The organism is Streptosporangium sp. NPDC004379, from assembly GCF_042873875.1.
Lineage (GTDB): Bacteria > Actinomycetota > Actinomycetes > Streptosporangiales > Streptosporangiaceae > Streptosporangium.
In genome coordinates this window covers 190,993-212,024 of record NZ_JBIAMC010000008.1, presented here as the reverse complement: position 1 = coordinate 212,024, position 21,032 = coordinate 190,993, and the positions used below count along the sequence as shown (strand labels likewise).

23 protein-coding genes are annotated in these 21,032 nt (G+C 72.6%); 16 read left to right on the top strand and 7 right to left on the bottom strand.

All coding sequences use genetic code 11. The annotated features are described in order from the left end of the window. Positions 1-65 precede the first annotated feature (65 nt). Positions 66-1,424, top strand: coding sequence for a S8 family serine peptidase (locus ACFYSC_RS19545; protein WP_389963215.1), 1,359 nt, complete (start codon positions 66-68; stop codon positions 1,422-1,424). Between the two features lie 68 nt (positions 1,425-1,492). On the opposite strand, the gene ACFYSC_RS19540 is transcribed toward ACFYSC_RS19545, so the two are convergent. The 3 genes from ACFYSC_RS19540 to ACFYSC_RS19530 are packed head-to-tail and all read right to left on the bottom strand — an operon-like array spanning position 1,493 to position 4,214. Next, the gene (locus tag ACFYSC_RS19540) at positions 1,493-2,515 is read right to left on the bottom strand and encodes a teichoic acid biosynthesis protein C (RefSeq protein WP_389963212.1); all 1,023 of its coding nucleotides are present in this window, start codon (positions 2,513-2,515) and stop codon (positions 1,493-1,495) included. Between the two features lie 26 nt (positions 2,516-2,541). Next, positions 2,542-3,258: a DUF47 domain-containing protein gene (locus ACFYSC_RS19535; protein ID WP_389963209.1), complete on the bottom strand. Its 717-nt coding sequence runs from the start codon at positions 3,256-3,258 to the stop codon at positions 2,542-2,544. An 11-nt stretch (positions 3,259-3,269) separates the two neighbouring features. Further along, complete coding sequence (locus tag ACFYSC_RS19530) at positions 3,270-4,214, bottom strand: inorganic phosphate transporter (protein WP_389963577.1); 945 nt, start codon at positions 4,212-4,214, stop codon at positions 3,270-3,272. A gap of 413 nt (positions 4,215-4,627) precedes the next feature. Between ACFYSC_RS19530 and ACFYSC_RS19525 the strand changes: the two genes are divergently transcribed. The 8 genes from ACFYSC_RS19525 (at position 4,628) to ACFYSC_RS19490 (ending at position 10,948) form a co-directional block, all read left to right on the top strand. After that, positions 4,628-5,413 (top strand): DeoR/GlpR family DNA-binding transcription regulator, encoded by a 786-nt coding sequence (locus tag ACFYSC_RS19525; RefSeq protein ID WP_362945011.1) that lies wholly within the window; start codon positions 4,628-4,630, stop codon positions 5,411-5,413. A gap of 128 nt (positions 5,414-5,541) precedes the next feature. Continuing rightward, positions 5,542-5,712 (top strand): hypothetical protein, encoded by a 171-nt coding sequence (locus ACFYSC_RS19520; protein ID WP_389963206.1) that lies wholly within the window; start codon positions 5,542-5,544, stop codon positions 5,710-5,712. Further along, positions 5,709-6,494: an inositol monophosphatase family protein gene (locus tag ACFYSC_RS19515; RefSeq protein ID WP_362945015.1), complete on the top strand. Its 786-nt coding sequence runs from the start codon at positions 5,709-5,711 to the stop codon at positions 6,492-6,494. The genes ACFYSC_RS19520 and ACFYSC_RS19515 overlap by 4 nt, the downstream gene beginning before the upstream one ends. A 258-nt stretch (positions 6,495-6,752) precedes the next feature. Continuing rightward, a complete protein-coding gene (locus ACFYSC_RS19510) occupies positions 6,753-7,451 on the top strand; it encodes a glycerophosphodiester phosphodiesterase (protein WP_389963203.1) in 699 nt (232 codons plus the stop codon). Then, positions 7,451-8,416: a carbohydrate ABC transporter permease gene (locus ACFYSC_RS19505; RefSeq protein WP_389963200.1), complete on the top strand. Its 966-nt coding sequence runs from the start codon at positions 7,451-7,453 to the stop codon at positions 8,414-8,416. Before ACFYSC_RS19510 ends, ACFYSC_RS19505 begins: the two co-directional genes overlap by 1 nt. Then, positions 8,413-9,231 (top strand): carbohydrate ABC transporter permease, encoded by an 819-nt coding sequence (locus ACFYSC_RS19500; protein WP_362945021.1) that lies wholly within the window; start codon positions 8,413-8,415, stop codon positions 9,229-9,231. The genes ACFYSC_RS19505 and ACFYSC_RS19500 overlap by 4 nt, the downstream gene beginning before the upstream one ends. A 76-nt stretch (positions 9,232-9,307) precedes the next feature. Next, on the top strand, positions 9,308-10,642 hold the full coding sequence (locus ACFYSC_RS19495) for an ABC transporter substrate-binding protein (protein WP_389963197.1): 1,335 nt from the start codon (positions 9,308-9,310) through the stop codon (positions 10,640-10,642). A gap of 72 nt (positions 10,643-10,714) precedes the next feature. After that, positions 10,715-10,948 carry a hypothetical protein gene (locus ACFYSC_RS19490; RefSeq protein WP_362945025.1) on the top strand — a complete coding sequence of 78 codons (234 nt, stop codon included), beginning with the start codon at positions 10,715-10,717 and terminating at the stop codon, positions 10,946-10,948. Between the two features lie 114 nt (positions 10,949-11,062). On the opposite strand, the gene ACFYSC_RS19485 is transcribed toward ACFYSC_RS19490, so the two are convergent. Both ACFYSC_RS19485 and ACFYSC_RS19480 read right to left on the bottom strand, forming a co-directional pair. Then, positions 11,063-11,794 (bottom strand): ABC transporter permease, encoded by a 732-nt coding sequence (locus tag ACFYSC_RS19485; RefSeq protein ID WP_389963194.1) that lies wholly within the window; start codon positions 11,792-11,794, stop codon positions 11,063-11,065. Between the two features lie 8 nt (positions 11,795-11,802). Beyond that, entirely contained in the window at positions 11,803-12,669 is an 867-nt protein-coding gene (locus ACFYSC_RS19480; RefSeq protein WP_389963191.1) for an ABC transporter ATP-binding protein, read from the bottom strand. Between the two features lie 75 nt (positions 12,670-12,744). On the opposite strand from ACFYSC_RS19480, the gene ACFYSC_RS19475 reads away from it, so the two are divergent. Both ACFYSC_RS19475 and ACFYSC_RS19470 read left to right on the top strand, forming a co-directional pair. Then, a complete protein-coding gene (locus tag ACFYSC_RS19475; RefSeq protein ID WP_389963188.1) occupies positions 12,745-13,380 on the top strand; it encodes a TetR/AcrR family transcriptional regulator in 636 nt (211 codons plus the stop codon). Positions 13,381-13,583: 203 nt separating this feature from the next. Further along, positions 13,584-14,573, top strand: coding sequence for an ion transporter (locus ACFYSC_RS19470; protein ID WP_389963185.1), 990 nt, complete (start codon positions 13,584-13,586; stop codon positions 14,571-14,573). 4 nt (positions 14,574-14,577) lie between these two features. On the opposite strand, the gene rpsD is transcribed toward ACFYSC_RS19470, so the two are convergent. Then, positions 14,578-15,192, bottom strand: a complete 615-nt coding sequence (gene rpsD, locus ACFYSC_RS19465; protein WP_389963182.1) for a 30S ribosomal protein S4 — start codon at positions 15,190-15,192, stop codon at positions 14,578-14,580. A gap of 101 nt (positions 15,193-15,293) precedes the next feature. Between rpsD and ACFYSC_RS19460 the strand changes: the two genes are divergently transcribed. Both ACFYSC_RS19460 and ACFYSC_RS19455 read left to right on the top strand, forming a co-directional pair. Beyond that, the gene (locus ACFYSC_RS19460; protein ID WP_389963179.1) at positions 15,294-16,058 is read left to right on the top strand and encodes a DUF2470 domain-containing protein; all 765 of its coding nucleotides are present in this window, start codon (positions 15,294-15,296) and stop codon (positions 16,056-16,058) included. Between the two features lie 148 nt (positions 16,059-16,206). Further along, complete coding sequence (locus tag ACFYSC_RS19455; protein ID WP_389963176.1) at positions 16,207-16,866, top strand: hypothetical protein; 660 nt, start codon at positions 16,207-16,209, stop codon at positions 16,864-16,866. Between the two features lie 307 nt (positions 16,867-17,173). Here the strand turns inward: ACFYSC_RS19455 and ACFYSC_RS19450 are convergent, their stop codons facing one another. Further along, positions 17,174-17,752 (bottom strand): ClpP family protease, encoded by a 579-nt coding sequence (locus ACFYSC_RS19450; RefSeq protein WP_389963173.1) that lies wholly within the window; start codon positions 17,750-17,752, stop codon positions 17,174-17,176. A gap of 223 nt (positions 17,753-17,975) precedes the next feature. Here ACFYSC_RS19450 and ACFYSC_RS19445 point away from each other — a divergent pair, with 223 nt between their 5' ends. From ACFYSC_RS19445 to ACFYSC_RS19435, 3 genes are all read left to right on the top strand, one after another. Next, the gene (locus ACFYSC_RS19445) at positions 17,976-18,653 is read left to right on the top strand and encodes a hypothetical protein (RefSeq protein ID WP_389963170.1); all 678 of its coding nucleotides are present in this window, start codon (positions 17,976-17,978) and stop codon (positions 18,651-18,653) included. Positions 18,654-19,078: 425 nt separating this feature from the next. Further along, positions 19,079-19,657 (top strand): copper chaperone PCu(A)C, encoded by a 579-nt coding sequence (locus ACFYSC_RS19440; RefSeq protein ID WP_389963167.1) that lies wholly within the window; start codon positions 19,079-19,081, stop codon positions 19,655-19,657. After that, positions 19,657-20,874, top strand: coding sequence for a Dyp-type peroxidase (locus ACFYSC_RS19435; protein WP_389963164.1), 1,218 nt, complete (start codon positions 19,657-19,659; stop codon positions 20,872-20,874). Before ACFYSC_RS19440 ends, ACFYSC_RS19435 begins: the two co-directional genes overlap by 1 nt. Positions 20,875-21,032: the final 158 nt, after the last annotated feature.

Below are 21,032 nucleotides of genomic sequence, written 5' to 3'. Positions count from 1 at the left end.
GACGCGCCCGGCGGAAATGGAGGAATGTGGGATGGCCCATTCCTTCGGCTCCCCGGTGGTGCGTCATGCGCGTCCTCATCCAGCTCCGCCCCTCCCCCGACGTCGTCGCGGCCGTGGCCGACCCCGGCGCGACCGCGACCACGGCCGACGTCGCCGACGGCCTGCCCGGCGTCGCGCTGGACCACTCCTTCACCCCGGTCGCCGTCCCGCGCCCCGTTCCGGCGACCGGCGGCGACCCGCTGTCGCTGAACCAGGCGCTGACCTTCTCGCTCGCCGCCGAGGACGCCACCGTGATGGTCCGCGGCGAGATCTCCGACGACGAGCTGTCCACCCGCATGACGCTGCTGCCCGCGCTGCACCGCGACGTCGTGGCGGTCTTCGCCGACCCCGTCATCGAGCCCAACCCCACCTGCGGCGGCGACGGCCCGGTGGGCGACTGGCACGACGTGGAGCGGTTGCTGGACGTCGCCGGGCTGGGCGCCGAGGGCATGGACGGCTCCGGCGTCGCCCTCGCCGTACTGGACACCGGCGTCAACACCGCCCACGTCACCCGCCGCCTCGGCCGCGACCTCACCCTGGACGCCGCGCGGAGCTGGAACCCCGACGGGGTGGACGGCACGCCGGGAGGGTTCCCCGTCGACCACGGCTCGATGTGCGCGTTCGACGCGCTGATCGCCGCGCCGCGCGCCACCCTGCTCGACCTGCCCGTGCTGCTGTCGCGAAGGCCGGGCGGCTCGGCCATGGACGGCATGCTGTCGGACGCGGTGGCCGCCTTCGCCCACCTGCGCACCGTCCTTGCGGCGCAGCCCGCCGAGTCGCGGGCCCTGGTGATCACCAACAGCTGGGGGTCGTTCTCACCGCGCTGGGACTTCCCCGTCGGCCACCCCGGCAACTACTCCGACAACCCCGCCCACCCCTTCAACCTCATCGTCTCCAGCCTGGAGCAGGCCGGGGCCGACGTGCTGTTCGCCGCGGGCAACTGCGGGCGCGAGTGCCGCGACAGCCGGTGCGCCTACCCGGACCGGCCGATCACGGGCGCCAACTCCCACCCGGGTGTGCTGTCCATCGGCGGGGTGGACACCGCCGGGGAACGGGTCGGCTACTCCTCCCAGGGCCCCGGCCGGCTCGCCTCCCGCAAGCCCGACATCTGCTCCTACACCCACTTCTCCGGCTCTGGGGCCTTCGGCGACCGCGAACCCGACTCCGGCACCTCGGCCGCCTGCCCGGTCGCCGCCGGGGTGGTCGCGGCCGTGCGCACGGTGTGGCCGGCCTCCCGGCTCGCCCCGGCGCAGCTGCGCACCCTGCTGCGCCGTACCGCGGACGACCGCAGCGACGTCGGGTTCGACTTCGACTACGGCTACGGCGTCATCGACACCGCGGGAGTGGCCGCCTCGCTGCGGCGCAGGGCCGCGCGCGTGGCGTGAGGACCGCGCGCATGGCGTGAGCCGTTCATGGCGTGAGCCGTGCGCACGGCCGGGGACGGCTCCAGGGCTCAGACGAGCGTGCGCTTGCCGTACACGTTGGCCAGGCGCCCGCCCGTCACGCCCGAGGCGAAGCCGAAGCACAGCCGGACGTCCCCCGGGCCGGGGACGTGGATCGCCATGCCCTCCGGCTCGCGGAAGTCGACGTCGGCGCCGTCGGTGACGAACCGCCGCTCGACGACGTTCCCGGTCCGCCAGTCGACGCACGTCAGATGGGTGTTGCCCGGCGCGCCGCCGGAGGTGCCCTCCAGCAGGTACAGGTATGAGCCGTAGGTGGCGAACCCCTGGAAGGAGAAGCCGAGGGCCGGCTGGGCGGCCACGGCGAGCGGTTCGTAGCGGTGGCGCCGGACGTCCGCCAGGTCGTACAGCGCGTAGCGGAACGTGCCGTCGAGGCGGTGCCGCACGACGAGACGGCGGTGGACGGGGTCGGTCCCGCAGGTCGTGCGGTCCGCCCCGGGCACGGGGACGTGCCGCGCGAGCTCGGGCGAGTCCCGGGTGAGCACCGCCCCGTCGGCGAACCGGAACCGGCAGAGCCGGGACCCCCAGCCGCTGACCCCGTCGTCGCTGACCGCGTCGGTCTCGGTCCACAGGAAGGCGCCGCCCCCGACGGGTTCCACGCCGATCTGCACGCCGTGCCCGAAGCCGAGCAGGTACATGTGGCCGGTCTCGCGGCCGGCGCGGTCGAGGCGGGTGAGGCACAGGTCGCCGTTCAGGGCACGGGCGGAGCCGCTGACCGGTTCGGCCTCGCCGGGCAGCCGTCGGCCGCCCTGGACGAGCTGCACGACGTAGAGGTGTCCGTTGACGTCGTCGAAGGCGAACGACTGCATGACGGTCGCGTCGTGCAGGGGCACGGGACCGAGCAGCCTCTCCCCCGGCGCGGCGCAGTCGAAGCGGGGGCTCGGCGGCAGGGCGGCCGGGGCGGAACGCGGCGCGGTGGCGGTGGCGGTGGCGGTGGCCGCCGCGGCGGCGCCGGTTCCGAGGAGGGCGGCGCCCACCGCGGCGCCGGTGGTCAGGAAGGAACGTCGGGTCTGCATGGGGGGTGATTCCTTTCGTCACTTCGTCACTGGAATCGTTTGACGACTCCGTCGGCGAGGGCGTCGGCCGCGGCGGCGAGGTGCGCCCCCGCGGTGTCGAGCCGGTTGAGCAGGAGCAGGGAGATCAGGGCGGTCTGTACGGGCTGTACGTTTTGAGTGGGCTGGAGGGACTGGGCGGTCTGGACGGGCTCGGTGCTCTGAGAGGGCTGGACGGACCGGGCGGGCCGGGCGGGCTCGGGACGGACGAGCAGGGTCGCGACGGCCCGCTGGTAGGCGGGGCGGACGCCGACCTTCTTCGCGCGCAGTGCCGCGTCGGCCGCGGCGCGCGGCCGGTCGGCGAGGAGCCCCACCGCGGCGGTGAGCCGGTCGACGCCGTCGGCGAGGGCCGCCAGCACGGGCTCGTGCAGCGGGTCGGGCGGGGCCTCGTAGAGGTCGGCCTCCCGGACGAAGTCGCGCAGGGCGTCGAGGACGTCGTCGACGCTGCGGGACAGCCGGAACAGGTCCTCGCGGTCGACGGGGGAGGTGACGCTGCGGCGCAGCCGGGTGACGAGCCTGGCCCGCCCGGCGTCGCCCTCGTGCTCGACGAGGGCCATGCGGCGGCGTGCCTCACCCGGGCGCAGCTCGCCTCCGGCGGCGGCGCGGGCGAGCGCCACCCCGCGGGCGGCGGCCTGCAACTGGGCGACCACGAGGTCGGCGAGCGTCCGGTCGGTGCGACCGGACAGGTCGCGCAGGACGCGGCGCATCCGGCCGGGCCTCACCGCAGCGCCCCGAGTACGGCGCCGCCGAGGGCGGCGAGCCCGTAGGCGAGCGGGAGGGTGAACAGCCAGGCGCGGCCCAGTGCCAGGACGCCGCGCCATCGCACGCGCCGCGTGCCTCCGGCGAGGCCCGTGCCGATGAGGGCTCCGGCGAGGGACTGGGTCATGCTCACCGGCGCGCCGAGCGCCGCGGTGCCGAGCACGACGCCCGCGCCGGTGAGCTCCGTGGCGACGAGCGCGTCGGTGCGGGCGGGGGTGAGCGTGCCGCCGAGCCCGGACGCGAGCCGCGGGATCCCGGCGAGCCCGCCGGCGAGGAAGCACACCGCGAGCAGCGGCAGCACCGGCGCGAGACCGGCCGCGTCCGGGGACGCGCCGCCGTGGACGGCGAGGTAGACGGCGAGGATCTTCTGGCCGTCGTTGGCGCCGTAGGCGAGGCAGCCCGCACCGAAGGCCGCGGTGTGCAGCCACCGCAGCCGGGTGCCCGCCGCGCCGACGTGCGGCAGGGAGCGCACCAGGCGGCAGGCGGGACCGGCGATGAGCGCCCCGGCCAGCGGGGCGGCCGCCGCGGCCGCGAGCACGGAGGCGACGACGGTCCAGGAGACGTCACCGCCTCCTCCCGTGCCGGCGCCGGCGATCCCGCCGACGAGGGCGAGGGTGAGGCTGGTCGGCAGGCCGCGCCAGCCGAGCCCGGCGGTGACGGCGACCGCGGTCACGAGCCCGACGAGCAGCCCGGTGTGCCCGTCCCCGCCGGGGTAGGTGACGAGCCCGCCGTCGAGGGTGGCGGCGACGGCCGTACCGACGATCAGGGGTGAGGCGGCGACGGCCGCCGCGAGCAGTGCCAGCGCGGCGAGCGGCGGCAGTCCGCGGACCCGCGAGCCCAGCCCGACCTGGGTTCCGGCGTCGTTGAAGCCGGTGAACACGGCGAAGATCGACGCCACCACCATCTCCACCGTAGGCGCCTTCTTCCCATTCAATGATGTTCTGTGGACCGGTAGTTAACATCACTTTGAGTGTTCTTATCAAGGGAAAAGTGATAATTGATGGAGACTTCCCTGGTCATCGCGGATGCGGTGAGTGTGGAGCCGTAGGAGACGCTTGGCCGCTCCTCTCAAACGGTGTTAAATTCACACCGATCCATGACTCTTCTCCTCAAGCCGGGAGCCGGACTCTTCATGCGCACAGACCATCCAGCAGAGGTGGGGGCGGGTGCCGATGCCGGCACCCGGGCCGGGGACCGGCGGAGGCCGGTGGCCCCGGGGGCCTCAGGGGCCCCGGGGGCGACGCCGCGGATCCCACACGGAGACGATTCGGCCGCGCCGCTGGCGTACGGCGTGCCGGCTTCCGAAGGATGACCTTCATGACGACACCCAAGTCCTCCGAGCGCAACCGGCCCGCCCAGCGGCAGGCCGAGATAGCCGAGCACGTCCTGCAGCACGGCTCGGTCTCGGCCAACGACCTCTCCGAGCTGTTCGGCGTCAGCCTCATGACCATCCACCGGGATCTCGACGAGCTCGAACGGCAGGGCGTCGTCCACAAGTTCCGCGGTGGGGTGAGCGCCCAGCCCTCCAGCGTCTTCGAGAGCAACGTGACCTACCGGCTGCGCACCGCCCGGGAGGAGAAGGCGGCCCTGGCCCGCCGTGCCCGCGAGCTCATAGAGCCGGGCATGGCCGTCATGCTCGACGACTCGACGACCACGCTGGAGCTCGCGCGCCTGCTGGAGGACGCCGCCCCGCTGACCGTCGTCACCAACTTCCTGGAGACCATCAAGCTGGTCACCGGCATGCGCGGCATCCGGCTGATCGCCCTGGGCGGCGAGTACTACCCGACGCACGACTCCTTCCTCGGCGTGCCGTGCATCGAGGCGATCGAGTCGCTGCACGTCGACATGTTCTTCGCGTCGGTCTCCGCGGTGTCGAACAACTACGTCTACCACCAGGAGCAGGAGATCGTCCTGGTGAAGCGGGCGATGATCCGCGCGGCCAGGAAGTCGGTGCTCGCGGTCGACCACAGCAAGCTCGGCCGGGTCGCCCTGCACCGGCTCGTCTCGCTGTCCGACTTCGACCTGGTGCTCACCGACTCGCGGGCCCCCGAGGACGCGCTGCTGGAGATGCGGGAGAACGGCATCCGTTACGAAGTCGTCTGATCCGGCCGTCCGGTCCCGCTCCCACGAGGGTGCCGTCCCCACGAAGGCATGCCCTGACGAAGGCGCGCCCTCACGAAGGCGCCGGACGGCGGAAGACGCCGGAAAACCAATGGAAAGGGAATCCCCCCGTGAAGGTCCTCATCCCCGTCGGCCGCCTCGCCGCCGACGGTCCGCTCCCCGGAGCGGCGCACGCGTGGCCGGGCACCGGTCTCCGTGCCGCCGCGAAGACCCCGGAAAGCGCCCCGGCCACGCTGGCCGCCCTGGCCGCCCTGGCCGCTCCGGCCGTGGAAACCCGGTGAGCGGCTTCGCGTCGCTGCTGCCCATCGCGGAGAAGGCCGTGGCGCTGGCCGCGGACATGATCCGCGGGCGCCGGCCGGGCGTGCTCACCGCCAAGGGCGACCGGGACATGGCCTCGGAGGTCGACTTCGCGGTGGAGCGCGCCGTCCGCGACCTGCTCCGCCAGGAGACCCCCGCGATCGGCTTCCTCGGCGAGGAGGAGGGCTCCACCGGCAGCGACGAGCTGACCTGGGTGCTCGACCCGATCGACGGGACGGTCAACTTCGTGCACGGGCTGCCGCTGGTCGCGGTGTCCCTCGGGCTGGTGTACCGGAGGCGGCCGGTGCTCGGCGTGGTCGACCTGCCGCTGCTGGGCGACCGCTACACCGCCGTCCAGGGTTCCGGCGCGTACGCCGGCGGCAGGCCCATGCGGGTGAGCCGGCCGTCGCGGCTCGCCGACGCGGTCGTGGCCGTGGGCGACTACGCGGTCGGCGAGGACGCGGCGGAACGCAACGTGGAGCGCCTCGCGGCCACCGCCGAGCTGGCGGCGCGCGCCCAGCGGGTGCGGATGCTGGGCACCGCCGCGGTGGACCTCGCCTGGGTGGCGCAGGGCCGGCTGGACGGCCTCGTCATGTTCTCCAACAACCCGTGGGACACGGCCGCCGGCGTCGTGCTCGTGCGTGAGGCGGGCGGCCGGGTCGTCGACCGCGGCGGCGCCGAGCACCTGCTCGACTCGGAGGTGACCGTGGCGGGCTCCGGCCCGGTCCTCGACGAACTCGCCGCGCTCACGCGACCTCGCCCCTAACACCGGGCGACGGCCTTCTTAACGTTCGTCGTAACAAAATCATCTCGTCCAGGTCGGCGCACCCTTCTCCTCGGTGCGCCGACCTGGCCATTTATGCGATTATTTACCGCTTTTGTCCGACTGCGACAGGGGCGAACACGAGGTCCGCGCCTCTTGCCCGCCATGTGACCATCGTGTTAACTACCTCCGTGAACACAACGCTCTTGAGTGTTAAGAGTGGCATGTTCCCGTGACGACTCCCGCCCCCAAGGAGAACCCGTGTTCCTCACGATCGCGCATCGTGGCGACCCCCTCGTCCACCGCGAGAACACCATCCCGTCGTTGCGCTCGGCCGTCGACAAGGGTGCCAACACCCTGGAGTTCGACCTGCGCCTCACCAGGGACGGGCGCATCGTGCTCCTCCACGACGGAGGTCTCGGACGGATGTGGGGACGTGACGCCGACATCGCCGACCTCACCTTCGAGGAGGTGCGCGCGCTGGACGGCGAGTACGAGGTCCCCGCCTTCGAGGAGGTCCTCGACGCGTTCGGCGACACGACGTTCCTCGTCGACCTCAAGACCGACGACGTGATCGCCCCGGCGGTGGCCGCGCTGCGCCGCCACGGCGACGCCTTCGAGCGCTCCATCTTCGTGGCCGCCCGCCGCGGCGGCCGCGAGGCGCTGATCGGGCTGCGCGCCGAAGCGCCCGACGCCGTCATCGGCCTGGACTGGACCGAGGAGCGCCCCCCGCCCGCGGAGCTGCTCGACGCCATGCGCCCGCAGTACTTCGGGCCGCGCTGGAAGGTCGCCGACGCGGCCGGCGTGCCCGCCATGCGCGAGCGCGGCTACCGCGTCTGGGTCGGCCCCCTCGACAACGAGACCGAGGTCATCGCCGCGCTGGAGTACGGCGTCGACGGGATCGTCGCCGACGACATCTCCTCGCTGCTGCGCCTGCGTGCGGACGCCGGGACCTCCTGATGCCGGCCGCGCTGACCAAGGCCGGGACCGAGGACCCCGCCCCGCCCGCGGCGGCGCGCGAGCCCGCCCCCGGAGCCGGGGGGAACCGCCGGCGGCTGCGCCGCGAGTACCTGCTGTTCCTCGCGCTCATCGCGCCGAACTTCCTGTTCATCGCGGTGTTCTCGTACTGGCCGGTGATCTACAACGCCTACCTGAGCCTCACCGACTGGAACATGATCGCGCCGATCAAGAACTTCGTCGGCTTCGACAACTACGTCGACATGTTCACCGGCCTCGGGTTCGGCGACGTGATGCTGACCACCGTGTACTTCACCGTCGGCGTCGTGGGCGGCAGCATGGCGCTCGGCCTGGCCATCGCGCTGCTGCTCAACCAGAAGCTCAGGGGCCGCGACTTCGTCCGGACCATGACGTTCGCCCCGCACGTGCTCTCGGGCGCGGCGGTGGGCCTGGCGTGGACGTTCATCTTCGATCCCAACTACGGCCTGTCGCGGGCGTTCTTCTCCGCCTTCGGCGCCTCGTCGCCCTCGTGGCTCACCGACTCGGACTGGGCGCTGCCGGCGGTCATGATCGTCTACCTGTGGAAGACCACCGGCTTCGCGGCGATCGTCTACCTCGCCGGGCTGCAGAACCTCCCCAAGGAGGTCTACGAGTCGGCCTCCCTCGACGGCGCCGGCGCCTGGACGACCTTCCGGAGGTTCACCCTGCCGCTGCTGTCGCCGGTGACGTTCTTCCTCGTCGTCACCTCGACCATCAGCTCGTTCCAGGCGTTCGACGTCATCGCGCTGATGACCAACGGCGGCCCCGGCAGCGCCACCACCATCCTGTCGTGGTTCGTCTACGACTCGGGGTTCCGCAGCTTCCAGGCCGGGCCCGCCGGGGCGAGCGCGATCATCATGTTCGTCATCCTCCTCGCGATCACGCTCGTGCAGACGCGTTACCTGGAGCGGAAGGTGCACTACAAGTGAGACTCGCCCGCACCGCCCAGTACGGCCTGCTCGTCGTCGTCGGCGTGATCATGGTCGGCCCGCTGTACTGGCTGCTGTCGTCCTCGCTGAAGGACCCGTCGCAGATCTACACCTGGCCGCCCGCGTGGCTGCCCACCGACCTGCGGTTCGCCAACTACGTCGACGCGTGGAACAGCGCCCCGTTCGCCGACTTCTATCTCAACTCCGTCATCACCACGGTCGCCGGCACCCTGCTGGAGGTCGCCAACGCCGTGCTCACCGCGTACGCGTTCACGTTCCTGCGGTTCCCCGGCAAGCGGGTGCTGTTCATCCTGCTGCTCGGCGCGATGATGGTGCCCGGCCACGTGACGCTGCTGCCGAACTACCTGACCGTCTCCGAACTCGGCTGGATCAACACCTACCAGGGGATCATCATCCCCGGCGTCGCCTCGGCGTTCGGCGCGTTCCTGCTCCGCCAGCACATGCTCACCCTGCCCGGCGAACTCGTCGAGGCCGCCCGGATGGACGGCGCCGGGCACCTGCGCACCCTGTGGAGCGTGGTGCTGCCCATGTCCCGGCCGATGCTCGTCACCGTCGGCATCGTGTCGCTGGTCAGCAAGTGGAACGACTTCATCTGGCCGCTCATCGTCACCAACACGGCGTCGATGCGCACCCTGCCCGTCGGTCTCCTCCTGCTCAAGAACCAGGAGGGCTACACGAACTGGGGCGCCGTCATGGCCGCCGCCACGTTCGTCGTCGTCCCCGTCCTCGTCATCTTCTTCCTCGCCCAGCGTCACATCGTCGCCGGCCTCACCCAGGGCGCGGTCAAGGGCTGACCCTCCGCCCACCGGTTCCCCGCCCGGCCCCGGCCTGAATGCCGCACCCCCCGTTCCACCCTGAAAGGACCCCGCCATGACCCCCTCGCTCAACCGGCGGCATTTCCTCGGCGCCACCGGCGCCGGCCTCCTCGCCCTCGCCACCGGCTGCGGATCCGGCTCCGGCTCCGGCATGGCGCAGCCCGAGGGCAAGGTGCCCGCGCAGTACTCCAAGCGGCAGCGCGTCGTGATCTGGTACCCCTGGGCCGCCGTCCCCGGCGAGGCGTTCCAGCGGCTGGTGACCGCGTTCAACGGCGCGCAGAACGACATCTACGTCGAGGCCCAGTACCAGGGCAGCTACGACGAGACCGCCCAGAAGCTCGCCACCGCCATGCAGGCCCGCCAGCTCCCCGACCTGTGCGTGTTCAGCGACGTCACCTGGAACAAGTTCCATCTCAACGACACCCTCGAACCGCTCGGCTCCTACTTCTCCGCCGGGAGCCTCAAGCCTGCCGAGTACGTCGACCAGCTCATCGCCGAGGGCACCGCCAAGAACGAGGTGTGGTGGGTCCCCTTCGCCCGGAGCACACCGATCTTCTACTACAACAAGGACCTGTTCGAGGCCGCCGGGCTGCCCGACCGCGGCCCGAAGACCTGGAGCGAGCTGCACGAGTGGTCGAAGGCCATCACCGCCCAGAAGGTCGGCGGCCAGAATCCCAAGCTCACCGCCTACGCCCAGGTCGACGGTGACTGGCAGTTCCAGGGCACCGTCTGGCAGTGGAGCGGCAACTACTCCAAGGGGCTCGACGTCACCATCGACACCGGCGGCGCGGTCGAGGCCGGCGAGTGGCAGCGCAAGCTCATCCACGACGACAAGCTGGCCTACATGGCGCAGAGCCCGAAGCTCGACTTCTCCAACGGGCTCATCGCGACGCTCGTCGAGTCCACCGGCGCGCTCACCGGCATCACCAAGGACTCCCCGTTCAAGGTCGGCACGGCGTACCTCCCCGAGGAGACCGCGTTCGGCTGCCCCACGGGCGGCGGCGGCCTGTCGATCATGGCCGGAGCCTCCAAGGAGCGCAAGCAGGCGGCGTTCGAGTTCCTGAAGTTCGTCGCCAGGGCGGAGAACGCGGCCCGGTGGACGGTCGAGACCGGCTACCTCCCCGCGACCAAGGCCGCGATGGAGACCCCCGACATGCGCAAGCTGTTCGACGAGAACCCCAACTTCAAGAAGGCCGTCGACCAGCTGCCGAGGACCAAGGCGCAGGACCCGGTGCGGCTCCTGGTCCCCAACGCCAACCGGGCGATCTACGGCGGCCTCCAGAAGATCTACGCCGACAACCAGCCGGCGGAGGCGGTGTTCAAGGCGGTGGGCGCCGAGCTGCGCAAGGGCGTCGAGTCGATCCGCAAGACCGTGGAGAAGCACATGTAGCAGGCGCGGAGGACGGAAGTCCGCCCCCTCCCGCCTCTTGGCGTCGCGCCCGGGACGCGTAGCGTTGGCCTCATGCTTCTCGTCACCGTACGGCTCGCGCCCCAGGCGACGCTCGAACAGGCCATGCGCCGCCTGAAGCTGTCGGAGAAGGACGTCGACACCGGCTACGGCCTGGTGCTCATCGATCCCGGCAAGGACCTGTACGGCCTGCGCGTCAGCGAGGCCGCCGCCCGGCGGATCGACCCGTCCGCCGGCGGCGGCCCGTACGCCGACCCCCGCATCGAACCGTACGGCCCGCCGGACTGATCCCGGCCGGGCGCATCCCGGGCGTCCGTCCGGCCGGAGGCAGGTACGCCTCACGCGCTGCCCGGCCGGACCGGATGCGCCTCAGTCGTCCGCCCGGCCGGAATCGGGTGTTCCTCAGGCGTTCGCGCGGTTGAAGACGCGGGTGCCGACCGCCACGCACACGGCGGACAGGGCGAGTGCCACCGTGACCCCGACGCCCACGGTCGCCGTGGCGTAGTGCCCGGCGAACAGGTCACGGACGGCCTCGACGACGTGCCGGAACGGGGTGGCCCGCGACACGGCGTCCAGCCAGGCGGGCGCCATCGACATCGGCAGGAACGCCCCCGACAGCAGGATCAGCGGGACGACCACGGTGCTGACCACGGGTGCGAACAGGTCGGGGTTCATGGTGAGCGCGACCGCGTTGGACAGCGCGGCCAGGCTGACCCCGAGCAGCGCCATGATCGCCAGTCCGGCCAGCACACCGGGCAGCGGGGCCCGCAGGCCGAAGGCGTAGCCCAGCGCGACCAGCACGACCGACTGGATCAGCAGGACCAGCGAGCTGCCCAGCACCCGGCCCAGCAGCAGGGCGACCCGGTGGGCGGGGGTGACGCGGAGCCGCTCCAGCACGCCGGCGCGCAGGTCGAAGACGATGCCGAACCCGGCCATGCCCGCGCTGAGCAGGCTCACCTGGACCAGCAGACCGGGGACCAGGGTCTCCCAGGTGCCGATCGTGGAGAACAGCGGGCCGAACAGCACCAGGTACAGCAGCGGCTGCATGACCCCGAACAGGATGCCGATCCTCTGCCGCAGCAGGATGCGCACGTTGTGCCGGAAGACCAGCCAGGTCTCGCGGATGACGTCCATCGGGTCCCTCACCTCTCCCCGTCCGTCGCGCGGCGGACGCCGGCCGCCGTCGCCTCCGCCATGTCCTCCCGCATGTCCTCCCGCATGTCCTCCCGGTCCGCCGGGCCGTCCGGGATCCCGCCCGCGTCGCTCGGAGCACCCGGGACGTCGTCCCGCAGTGAGCGGCCGGTGATGGACAGGAAGACGTCGTCGAGGGTGCCGGAACCGCCCTTGAGCTCGGCCGGAGCGCCCTCGGCGACGATCACGCCGTGGTCGATGATGAACAGCCGGTCGGCCAGCGTGTCGGCCTCCTCCAGGTAGTGGGTGGTCAGGAAGACCGTCAGGCCCTCCTCCTCGCGCAGCCGCCGGACGTGGTCCCAGAGGTGGGCGCGGCTCTGCGGGTCGAGGCCGGTGGTGGGCTCGTCGAGGAAGAGCAGCGCCGGGGCGTGGACCAGGCCGAACACCAGGTCGAACCGGCGGCGCTGACCTCCGGAGAGCGCCGCTCCCGGCCTGGTCTCCAGGCCGGTCAGCTCGAACCGGTCGAGCAGTTCCCGGATCCGCCCGCGCGCCTCGGCGGGGCGCATGCCGTACAGCGCGGCGTGCAGTCCGAGTTCCTCCCCCACCGCGACGGCCGGGGAGACCCCGCCGCCCTGGGACACGTAGCCGATGCGCCGCCGTACCGACCGCGGGTCGGCGAGCAGGTCGTGACCGGCGACGACGGCGGTGCCGCCGGAGGGGCGCAGCAGGGTGGTCAGCATGCGCATGGTGGTGGTCTTGCCCGCCCCGTTGGGGCCGAGGAAGCCCACGATCTCCCCGGCCTCCACGGCCAGGTCAACTCCCCGGACGGCTTCGACGCCGCCCGGGAAGGTCTTGCGCAGGCCCGATGTCCTGATCACTCGATCGCCTCCATCTTGAAGTCGCACCAAAAATAGAGTGACTTAAAAATTTCTGCAACCTCTAAAATGACCGGCATGAGCGAGGGACTGCGCGCGCGCAAGAAGCGGGAGACCCGCCTGCGCATCTCCGACATCGCGACAGGACTGTTCATGGCCCGGGGGTTCGACGGCGTGACGGTGGCCGACGTCGCCCGGGCCGCCGACGTCTCGGTCAACACGGTCTTCAACTACTTCGCCACCAAGGAGGACCTGCTCCTCGACCGGGCGCCCGAGGTCGAGGACCTGCTCGCCCGGGTGGTGCGGGAGCGGGAACCCGGGGAGACCCCGGTGGCCGCCGTGCGCCGTGACTTCCTGGAGGCGCTGGAGACCGGCCACTACCGCTACGGGTTCCACGAGGCCGGCGACGACTTCATCCGGATGATCGAGACCACCCCCAGCCTGGTCGCCCGGGTGCGGGAGATGGGCGAGACCCGGGAGCGCAGGCTCGCCGAGGCGATCGCCGAGGAGGCCGGCGCCGACCCGGACGACCTGACCCCCGCCCTGGTGGCCGCGCAGATCAACGCGGTGCTGCGCACCGTGGTGGGTTACGCCGTACGGCGCCTGGTCGCCGGGGAACGGGCCGACGACATCCTCCCGGACCTGCGCGAGCGGGCAGGGCGGGCGTTCGACCTGCTGGAGACGGGGATCGGCGGGCGCTACACCCGGCACTGACCCGGCCGGCGGCTTCCCGGCCGCGACCGGCCCGATGACGGTCCCCGGTCGGCGCGTGGGCGGGCGACGCGCGGACGGACGGCACGTGAACGGGGGCACGCGGACGGGCGGGCGCCCCCGGGCGGTGACCACGCCGGGGAGCTGATCATCCGGCGATATGATCATCCGGCATCTCATCCCCTCACGACCCCACGGAGCCGTCAGTGCCGGTGCGCGAACGCGTCCGCACCTTCCTGGAGACCTCCCGCCTCCAGCGGATCATCATCGCGGTCATCGTGGTCAACGCGGCCACCCTGGGGCTGGAGACCTCGGCCGCCGTCACCGAGCGGTACGGCACGGTGCTGACGGTGGTGGACCACGCCGCGCTGTACGTCTTCGTGGCAGAGCTGGCGGCCAAGGTCTACGCCCACCGCCTGCGCTTCTTCCGCGACCCGTGGAACCTGTTCGACACCGCGATCGTGGCGCTGTCCCTGCTGCCCGTGGCCAACGGGCTGTCGGTGCTGCGGGCGCTGCGCATCCTGCGGGCGCTGCGGCTGATCTCGGTGGTGCCGAGCCTGCGCAGGGTGGTGACGGCCCTGCTGACCGCGGTGCCGGGCATGACGTCGATCGTGCTGCTGCTCGGCCTGGTGCTCTACGTCGCGGCGGTGATGGGCACGAAGCTCTACCACGCCACCTCGCCCGGGTACTTCGGCGACCTTCCCACCTCGCTGTTCACGCTGTTCCAGATGATGACCGGGGACGGCTGGTCCGACATCACCCGCGAGGTGATGTCGGAGCACCCGTCGGCGTGGCTCTTCTTCGTGCTTTTCATGCTGGTCTGCACGTTCGTGGTGCTGAACCTCTTCATCGCGGTGGTCGTCAACGCGATGGAGGAGGACGCCTCGGGGGAGGCGGCACGGGCGACCCGCGGCCTGGAGACCGTCGTGCTGGCGGAGCTGTCGGCGCTGCGGGCGGAGGTGCGCGAACTCCGCGAGCGGACCCCGGTGGGAGCGGGCGCGGGGGCGGGACCGGAGGGGCGTTCCGCCGCGGGAGCGGTCACCGCGGAGGCCGTCGGCGCGGAACCGGCCGCCGCCGGGCCCGGTTCCGCGGGGACGGCCCCGCGGAGCCCGTCACCGAGGAGCCGCTCGTCCCGGGGCCGGTCGTCGCGAGGAGCGCGGGGCCGGTCGTCACGGGGAGCGCGGGGCCGGAGATAGCCGGTCAGCGGGAGTAGTACTCCACCACGAGCTGCTCGTCCACCGGGACGGCGATCTGCTCGCGCCGTGGCCGGTCGAGCAGGGTGAACGTCAGGTCCGCGTGGTCGGCCGACAGGTAGGGGGCGATCCGCTCGTCGGCGTAGGTCCCCTCGGCCGCGGCGACGAACGGCTGCATCGCGCGCGACCTGGGCCGCACCGCGATGACCTGGCCGGGCTTGACCAGGTAGCTGGGGATGTCCACCTTGCGGCCGTCCACGGTGATGTGCCCGTGCGTGACGTACTGGCGGGCGGCGTAGATCGAGGGCGCGAGACCGGCACGCAGGACCAGCGACGCCAGACGGCTCTCCAGGATGGTCACCAGCTCGGCGCCGGAACGGCCGCCGCCGCGGTGCGCCAGGTCCCAGTAGCGGCGCATCTGCCGTTCGGAGACGTCGTAGTACCAGCGCAGCTTCTGCTTCTCCATCAGCTGCAGGCTGTAGTTGCTCGCCTGATGCCGCCGGGTCTTGCGGCCGTGCTCGCCCGGCGGGTAGGGGCGCTCCTCGAAGTAGCGGACCGCCTTGCGGGTCAGGGGGACGCCCGCCCGGCGGGACAGGCGCACCTTGGGCCCGGTGTAGCGCATGACAACTCCCTCTTGTTGCGGTAAGACTTGGTTAGGCAAACCTTAGTTAGGCAAGCCTAAGCTACCTGACATCGTCAGCCGACCTCAAGGAGGGCCGGGTCATGCAGCACCCCGTCACCGCCCCGCCGATCCCGGAGCGGATCCGCACCCTGGCCGCCGCGGCGGTCCCGACCCACGTCTCCTTCGCCGGCACGGCCCGGCCCGCCGTACCCGCCAGGGGAGGTGTGGACGGCGCGGGCCGCCCGGTGCTGCTGGTCCGGCCCGGCGACCCCCTGTACGGCGCGCGCGACGAGCCCGCGGTCACCGTCGACCTGGCGGCGAGCCGCTCCCTGGGCGGGCTGGAGACGACGCGGGGCCTGCTCAAGGTGCAGGGCTGGGTACAGGCCGTACCCGCCGCCGAGGCGCGGGAGGCCGCGGTGGCGATCGCCGGGCACTGCCCGGACGAGGCGCTGTTCGACGCCCTGGAGGAACTCGCCGCCTCCGGCGGCGGAGGACGATCGGAGGGCGCCGGCGTGCCGCGCCTGCTCCGCGTGGACGTCGGGCAGGTGATCTACCTGACCGGCGGTGAGTCAGGGGTGGTCGACGCCGAGGACTATCTGCGCGCCGCGCCCGACCCGCTGGCCGAACAGGCCGAGCGCATGCTCGCCCACGTCAACGACACCCACCGCCGGCAACTCACGGACGCCCTGCGTTCACTGCTCGGCGCCCCGGTGCGCGAGGTGTGGCTGTGGGAGCTCGACCGGTACGGGGCGACCGTCCGCCACGGCGCCGACCGGCCCGCGCTGGCCCGCCTCCCCTGGCCCGCCCCCGCCGCCTGCGCCCGCTCCCTGGAACACGCCGTGCACGACCTCCTCTGCCACCGCTGACCTCCGCCGCGACGTCATCGGGTGTTCCGTCCCTGGTGGGCGGAACACCCGATCCGCCCACTTCCGAAAGACCCGGCCGGTATGATCGCGTCCGCCATGGCGCGGTGCGGTGCGACCGCCGTGCCACCCCCACGACGTAAGGACCCGCATGGACGTGAACCCCCCGGCGCGCCTCGCGATCCGAACCGCCGCCGGCCTCGCGGTTCTCGCCATTCTCACCCTGGGCGGATGCGGCGGATCGGAGCCGTCCGCGGCCTCGGGTCCCGGGACGGCCCGGAGCTCGGACACCTCGGGCCTGGAGGACCTGCCCGAGGTGCTGAAGTCCCCGAGCCCGGAGGAGACCGCCCAGGCCGAGCCCGTCTTCGCGGTGCCGGAGTCCTGCGCGAAGCTCGGCTTCTCGAAGATCGCCGTCCGCCACCTCAAGGGCGTGCGGGCCACGAACCACAAGGACTACGACGGCACCACCGGCGGCAGGCTGAGCTGCGCCTACACGGTCATGGACCCCACCGGCACGACGATGACGCTCACCACCCTGGTGTCGGAGTCGGACGACGTCGCGTCGTTCGGCGCCCAGCCCCGGACGCCGGCGGCCGGCAGGTACTACGACACCCCGACGGCGAAGGCGTTCGGCGGGGTCGCCGACTTCAAGGACGGCGGCACACCGGAGCTGTCCTACCGCCTTCCCGGCGTCCTGGTCACCGTCACCGGCAGCGGCGACGCCAAGCCGTTCACCCAGAAGGACCTGGAGAAGCTCGCCGACGACGTCGTCATGACCGCCTCCGGGGGCCACAAGCCCACGGGTTCCTGAGAGCCCTCTCCGGCCGGGCGGAGGGGAACGCGCCCGCCGTCCGGGCGCGGCACCCGGAAACGCCGGGTCCCGCGGCCCCCGGAAACCGGTGCGCCCCTCGGGACACCCGTGCGGCCCCCGGAAACCGGTGCGCCCCTCGGAACACCCGTGCGTCCCCCGGGAAACCGGTACGGTCCCCGGGGAACCCGCGCGACGCCCGGGAGCCCGGTACGGCCTCCGGGGAACCCGCGCGACCCCCGGGGAGAACGGCGCCTCTCAGCCGTCACCCGGGAATCGGGCAGAGGGGATCATTCCGGAGAACGGGCGGTCAACCGCCGGCCGCCACCTCGCTGGTGTTCCGGATCACATGGTCGACGAACCCGTACTCCTTCGCCTCGGCGGCGGTGAACCAGCGGTCACGGTCGGAGTCGGCCTCGATCCGCTCCAGAGGCTGGCCGGTGTGGTGTGCGATCCGCTCGCGCAGCATCTGCTTGGTGTAGAGCATCTGCTCGGCCTGGATGGCGATGTCGGCGGCGGTGCCGCCGAGGCCGCCCGACGGCTGGTGCATCATGACACGGGCGTGCGGCAGCGCGTACCGCTTGCCGGACGCGCCGGCGCACAGCAGGAACTGCCCCATCGACGCCGCCAGCCCCATGCCGACGGTGGCGACGTCGTTGGGGACGTACTGCATGATGTCGTAGATCGCCATCCCCGCCGAGACGGAACCGCCCGGCGAGTTGATGTAGAGCCAGATGTCACGCTCACCGTCGTTGGCGGACAGCAGCAGCAGCTCGCCGCAGATACGGTTGGCCACCTCGTCGTTCACCTCGGTGCCGAGCACGACGATCCGCTGGCGCAGCAGCCGCTGGTACAGCGGGTCCTCGAACACGGGCTGTGGGCTGGTCAACTCTTCTCACCTGCCTCGCATATCGGAAATCCATCGACGTACGTCTGATGAATCGCTGCCGACGATAACGCCGTCCGGCGCGGAATCCGTTCCCGTTCGCTGTGGGCGCTTTCCGCTCACAGCGCAGCGTCGCCGGAAACACGCGACGGCACCGGACACGACACGGGGAAAGCGAGTCCCCGGCCGGAAGGGTGACGCCTTCCTGTGTGATGATGGCCGCATCATGCCCGCCAGCGAGCCCGTTCCCGCGACCGCGCTCTTCCGCCTCACCCGCTCCGCGGCCTTCGCCGCCGTGGCGCTGGGGCTGGGCGCGGGCGCGCACGCGTTCGCCGGAAGCACGGTCACCGCCTGGGGCGCGGTCGGCGGGCTTGCACTGGCGTTCGCGGCGGCGCTGCCGGCGACCGGCCGCGAGCGCGGCCTGGGGACGATCCTGCCGCTGCTGACCGGCGTGCAGGCCGCGCTCCACCTGCTGTTCGCGGCGACGGCCTCCGCCGCCTGCCACGTCGCGCCGGGGCCGTTCACGGACACGGCCGGACCGGGCCCGTACGCCGGACCGGCCGCGCCGCCCGGGTCGCTTCCTGATCCGGTCGCCGCCGTGGGCCAGGCGGCGGGCATGGCCGGACACTCGGGGCTGCTTCCGGGCCTGGCGATGCTGGTCACGCACGGCTGGGCCATCGGGCTGACCGCGCTGTGGCTGGCCCGCGGCGAGGCGCTGCTCTGGGCGGTGCTCCGGCGGCTCGGTGCCCGGTTCGCGCCGGTCCTCACCGCCGAGCCCTCCCCGGTTCCGTGGAAGCCTCCGGGGACGCCCCGCCGCGACGACTCCGCCGTCCCGCGCCGCTCCCCGCTGCGGCACGCGGTCAGCAGGCGCGGTCCTCCGGCGCCCGCGGCGTTCTCTCTCTGACATCTCCGGCGGTCACGCCTTCCAGGACCGTCTCCGGCGGCCACGTGTTCCGGTGACCCGCCACCGGCCTTCCTCGGACGCCCGCGGGCGGCCCCGGGCACGGCCCGCGTGGCTTCCCCGTACGGCCCGCGTGGCTTGTACGGCCCGCGTGGCTTCCCCGTACGGCGGCCCGCGTGGCTTGTACGGTCCGCGCAGCCTGTAGGGCCCGTGCGACTTCCGTACGGCCCGCCTGGCTTGTACGCCGACGCGGCTTCCGTACGGCCGCCGCGCGACCCGGCCCACCGCCCCGTCCGCGTACGGCCCCGACGTCCCGCCGTGATCGTTCCGTTTCGGCTTCCGGGCATCCCGGGTGCCTTCCAGCGCTTCCCGCGGCGTGCGGAGCACCGCTCCGCCGCGGCGCCGTACCCTCTTCGAAAGGCATTCCCATGATCATCCGTCGTGTCGTCCCGGCCGGGCTCCTGGCCGTCCTCACCGCCGCGGTGGGCGCCTGCGGCGCGCAGCCGGACGCGCCGACCTCGGGCCGGGCGGCCACGCAGGCCGCCCCGGCCACCGCCCCGGCCACCGCGCCGTCCGGGCCGGGCACCCCCGGCGCGTCCTCTCCCCTGACGGTCACCGACCCCTGGGTGAAGACCGCGGACAAGGGCATGACCGCCGCCTTCGGCACCCTGGTCAACCACACCGCCGCCGACGTGACCGTCGTCTCCGCGTCCTCCCCGCTGTCGTCGATGATCGAGCTGCACGAGGTGGCCGACGTCGGTGGCAAACCGGTCATGCGTCCCAAGGAGGGTGGGTTCACCGTCCCCGCCAACGGCACGCACCAGCTCCAGCCCGGCGGCGACCACATCATGCTGATGGGCGTCACCGAGGAGGTGAAGCCCGGCGCGCGGATCCCCTTCACGCTGACCCTCAAGGGCGGCGGGACCGTGGAGTTCACCGCGATCGGCAAGGACTTCGCCGGGGGCAACGAGAACTACGACCCCGGCACGGACAAGGGGCACAACTGATGGAACAGCCCCGGCTGACCCGGCGCGGGCTGCTCGCCGGGGGCGCCGCCACGGCGGCCGGCGCCCTCGCGGCGTGCGCCTCCGCGCAGACCGGCGCCAAGGCGGCCCCGGCGGGACCGTCCGGCGGGGCTGCGCCGCCCGCCGGGTGGGCGGCCGAGCCCTTCCACGGGCCGCACCAGGCCGGCATCGCCACGACGCCGCAGGCCCATGCCGCCTTCGTCGGCCTGGACCTGCTGCCGGACGCCGACCGTGAAGCCGTCGTACGGCTGATGCAACTGCTCACCGACGACGCGCGCCGCCTGAGCGAGGGCCGGGCGGCCCTGGCCGACACCGATCCGGAGCTGGCCACTCTGCCCTCCCGGCTGACCGTCACCTTCGGCTTCGGGCCCGACCTGTTCCGGGCCGCGGAGGTGGCGGACCGCTGCCCCGCCTCGGTGGCGCCCCTGCCGAGGTTCGGGATCGACAGGCTGGACAAGCGGTGGACGGGCACGGACCTGCTGCTGCAGATCTGCGCCGACGACGCCGTCACCCTCGCCCACGCCCTGCGCATGCTGGTCAAGGACGCCCGGTCCTTCGCCCGGGTGCGCTGGGTCCAGCGAGGGTTCCGGCGCGGCCCGCAGACCCAGGCGCCGGGCATGACCCAGCGCAACCTCATGGGTCAGCTCGACGGCACCGTCAACCCCCGCCCCGGCACGCCCGACTTCGACCGGGCCGTGTGGGTGCACGGCGGCCCGGCGTGGCTGCGGGGCGGCACCACGCTGGTCCTGCGGCGCATCCGGATGGACCTGGAGACGTGGGACGCCGCCGACCGGACCGCCAAGGAGTTCTCGGTGGGCCGCCGGTTGGACACCGGCGCCCCGCTGACCGGCCGGAACGAGCGTGACGCGCCGGACTTCGGCATGGTCACGGCGGCGGGGTTCCCGGTCATCGCCGAGCAGGCGCACATCCGGCGGGCGCACGTCGCCGATCCGGGCATGCGGATCTTCCGCCGGGTCTACAACTACGACGAGGGCGTCACCTACGAGGGGCGTCCCGACACGGGGTTGCTGTTCGCCTCCTACCAGGCCGACATCGCCCGGCAGTTCCTCCCCGTCCAGAGAAGGCTGGCCGAGGCGGACCTGCTGAACCAGTGGACGACGCCGATCGGCTCGGCGGTGTACGCCGTTCCGCCGGGCTGCGGACCGGACGGGTGGATCGGCGAGACCCTGCTGTCCTGACCGGCCTGAGCGGTCTGACCGGCCGGAGCGGTGTGAACGCCGGAGCGGTTCGAATGCCTGGCCGGTTCGAATGCCTGGCCGGTTCGAATGCCTGGCCGGTTCGAATGCCTGGCCGGTTCGAATGCCTGGCCGGTTCGAATGCCTGGCCGGTTCGAATG

Excerpts from the sequence above, each read along its gene's own strand:
- ACFYSC_RS19545 (WP_389963215.1), top strand. The coding sequence starts at position 66 with ATGCGCGTCCTCATCCAGCTCCGCCCCTCCCCCGACGTCGTCGCGGCC.
- ACFYSC_RS19540 (WP_389963212.1), bottom strand. The coding sequence starts at position 2,515 with ATGCAGACCCGACGTTCCTTCCTGACCACCGGCGCCGCGGTGGGCGCC.
- ACFYSC_RS19535 (WP_389963209.1), bottom strand. The coding sequence starts at position 3,258 with ATGCGCCGCGTCCTGCGCGACCTGTCCGGTCGCACCGACCGGACGCTC.
- ACFYSC_RS19530 (WP_389963577.1), bottom strand. The coding sequence starts at position 4,214 with ATGGTGGTGGCGTCGATCTTCGCCGTGTTCACCGGCTTCAACGACGCC.
- ACFYSC_RS19525 (WP_362945011.1), top strand. The coding sequence starts at position 4,628 with ATGACGACACCCAAGTCCTCCGAGCGCAACCGGCCCGCCCAGCGGCAG.
- ACFYSC_RS19505 (WP_389963200.1), top strand. The coding sequence starts at position 7,451 with ATGCCGGCCGCGCTGACCAAGGCCGGGACCGAGGACCCCGCCCCGCCC.
- ACFYSC_RS19495 (WP_389963197.1), top strand. The coding sequence starts at position 9,308 with ATGACCCCCTCGCTCAACCGGCGGCATTTCCTCGGCGCCACCGGCGCC.
- ACFYSC_RS19490 (WP_362945025.1), top strand. The coding sequence starts at position 10,715 with ATGCTTCTCGTCACCGTACGGCTCGCGCCCCAGGCGACGCTCGAACAG.
- ACFYSC_RS19485 (WP_389963194.1), bottom strand. The coding sequence starts at position 11,794 with ATGGACGTCATCCGCGAGACCTGGCTGGTCTTCCGGCACAACGTGCGC.
- ACFYSC_RS19475 (WP_389963188.1), top strand. The coding sequence starts at position 12,745 with ATGAGCGAGGGACTGCGCGCGCGCAAGAAGCGGGAGACCCGCCTGCGC.
- rpsD (WP_389963182.1), bottom strand. The coding sequence starts at position 15,192 with ATGCGCTACACCGGGCCCAAGGTGCGCCTGTCCCGCCGGGCGGGCGTC.
- ACFYSC_RS19460 (WP_389963179.1), top strand. The coding sequence starts at position 15,294 with ATGCAGCACCCCGTCACCGCCCCGCCGATCCCGGAGCGGATCCGCACC.
- ACFYSC_RS19455 (WP_389963176.1), top strand. The coding sequence starts at position 16,207 with ATGGACGTGAACCCCCCGGCGCGCCTCGCGATCCGAACCGCCGCCGGC.
- ACFYSC_RS19445 (WP_389963170.1), top strand. The coding sequence starts at position 17,976 with ATGCCCGCCAGCGAGCCCGTTCCCGCGACCGCGCTCTTCCGCCTCACC.
- ACFYSC_RS19440 (WP_389963167.1), top strand. The coding sequence starts at position 19,079 with ATGATCATCCGTCGTGTCGTCCCGGCCGGGCTCCTGGCCGTCCTCACC.
- ACFYSC_RS19435 (WP_389963164.1), top strand. The coding sequence starts at position 19,657 with ATGGAACAGCCCCGGCTGACCCGGCGCGGGCTGCTCGCCGGGGGCGCC.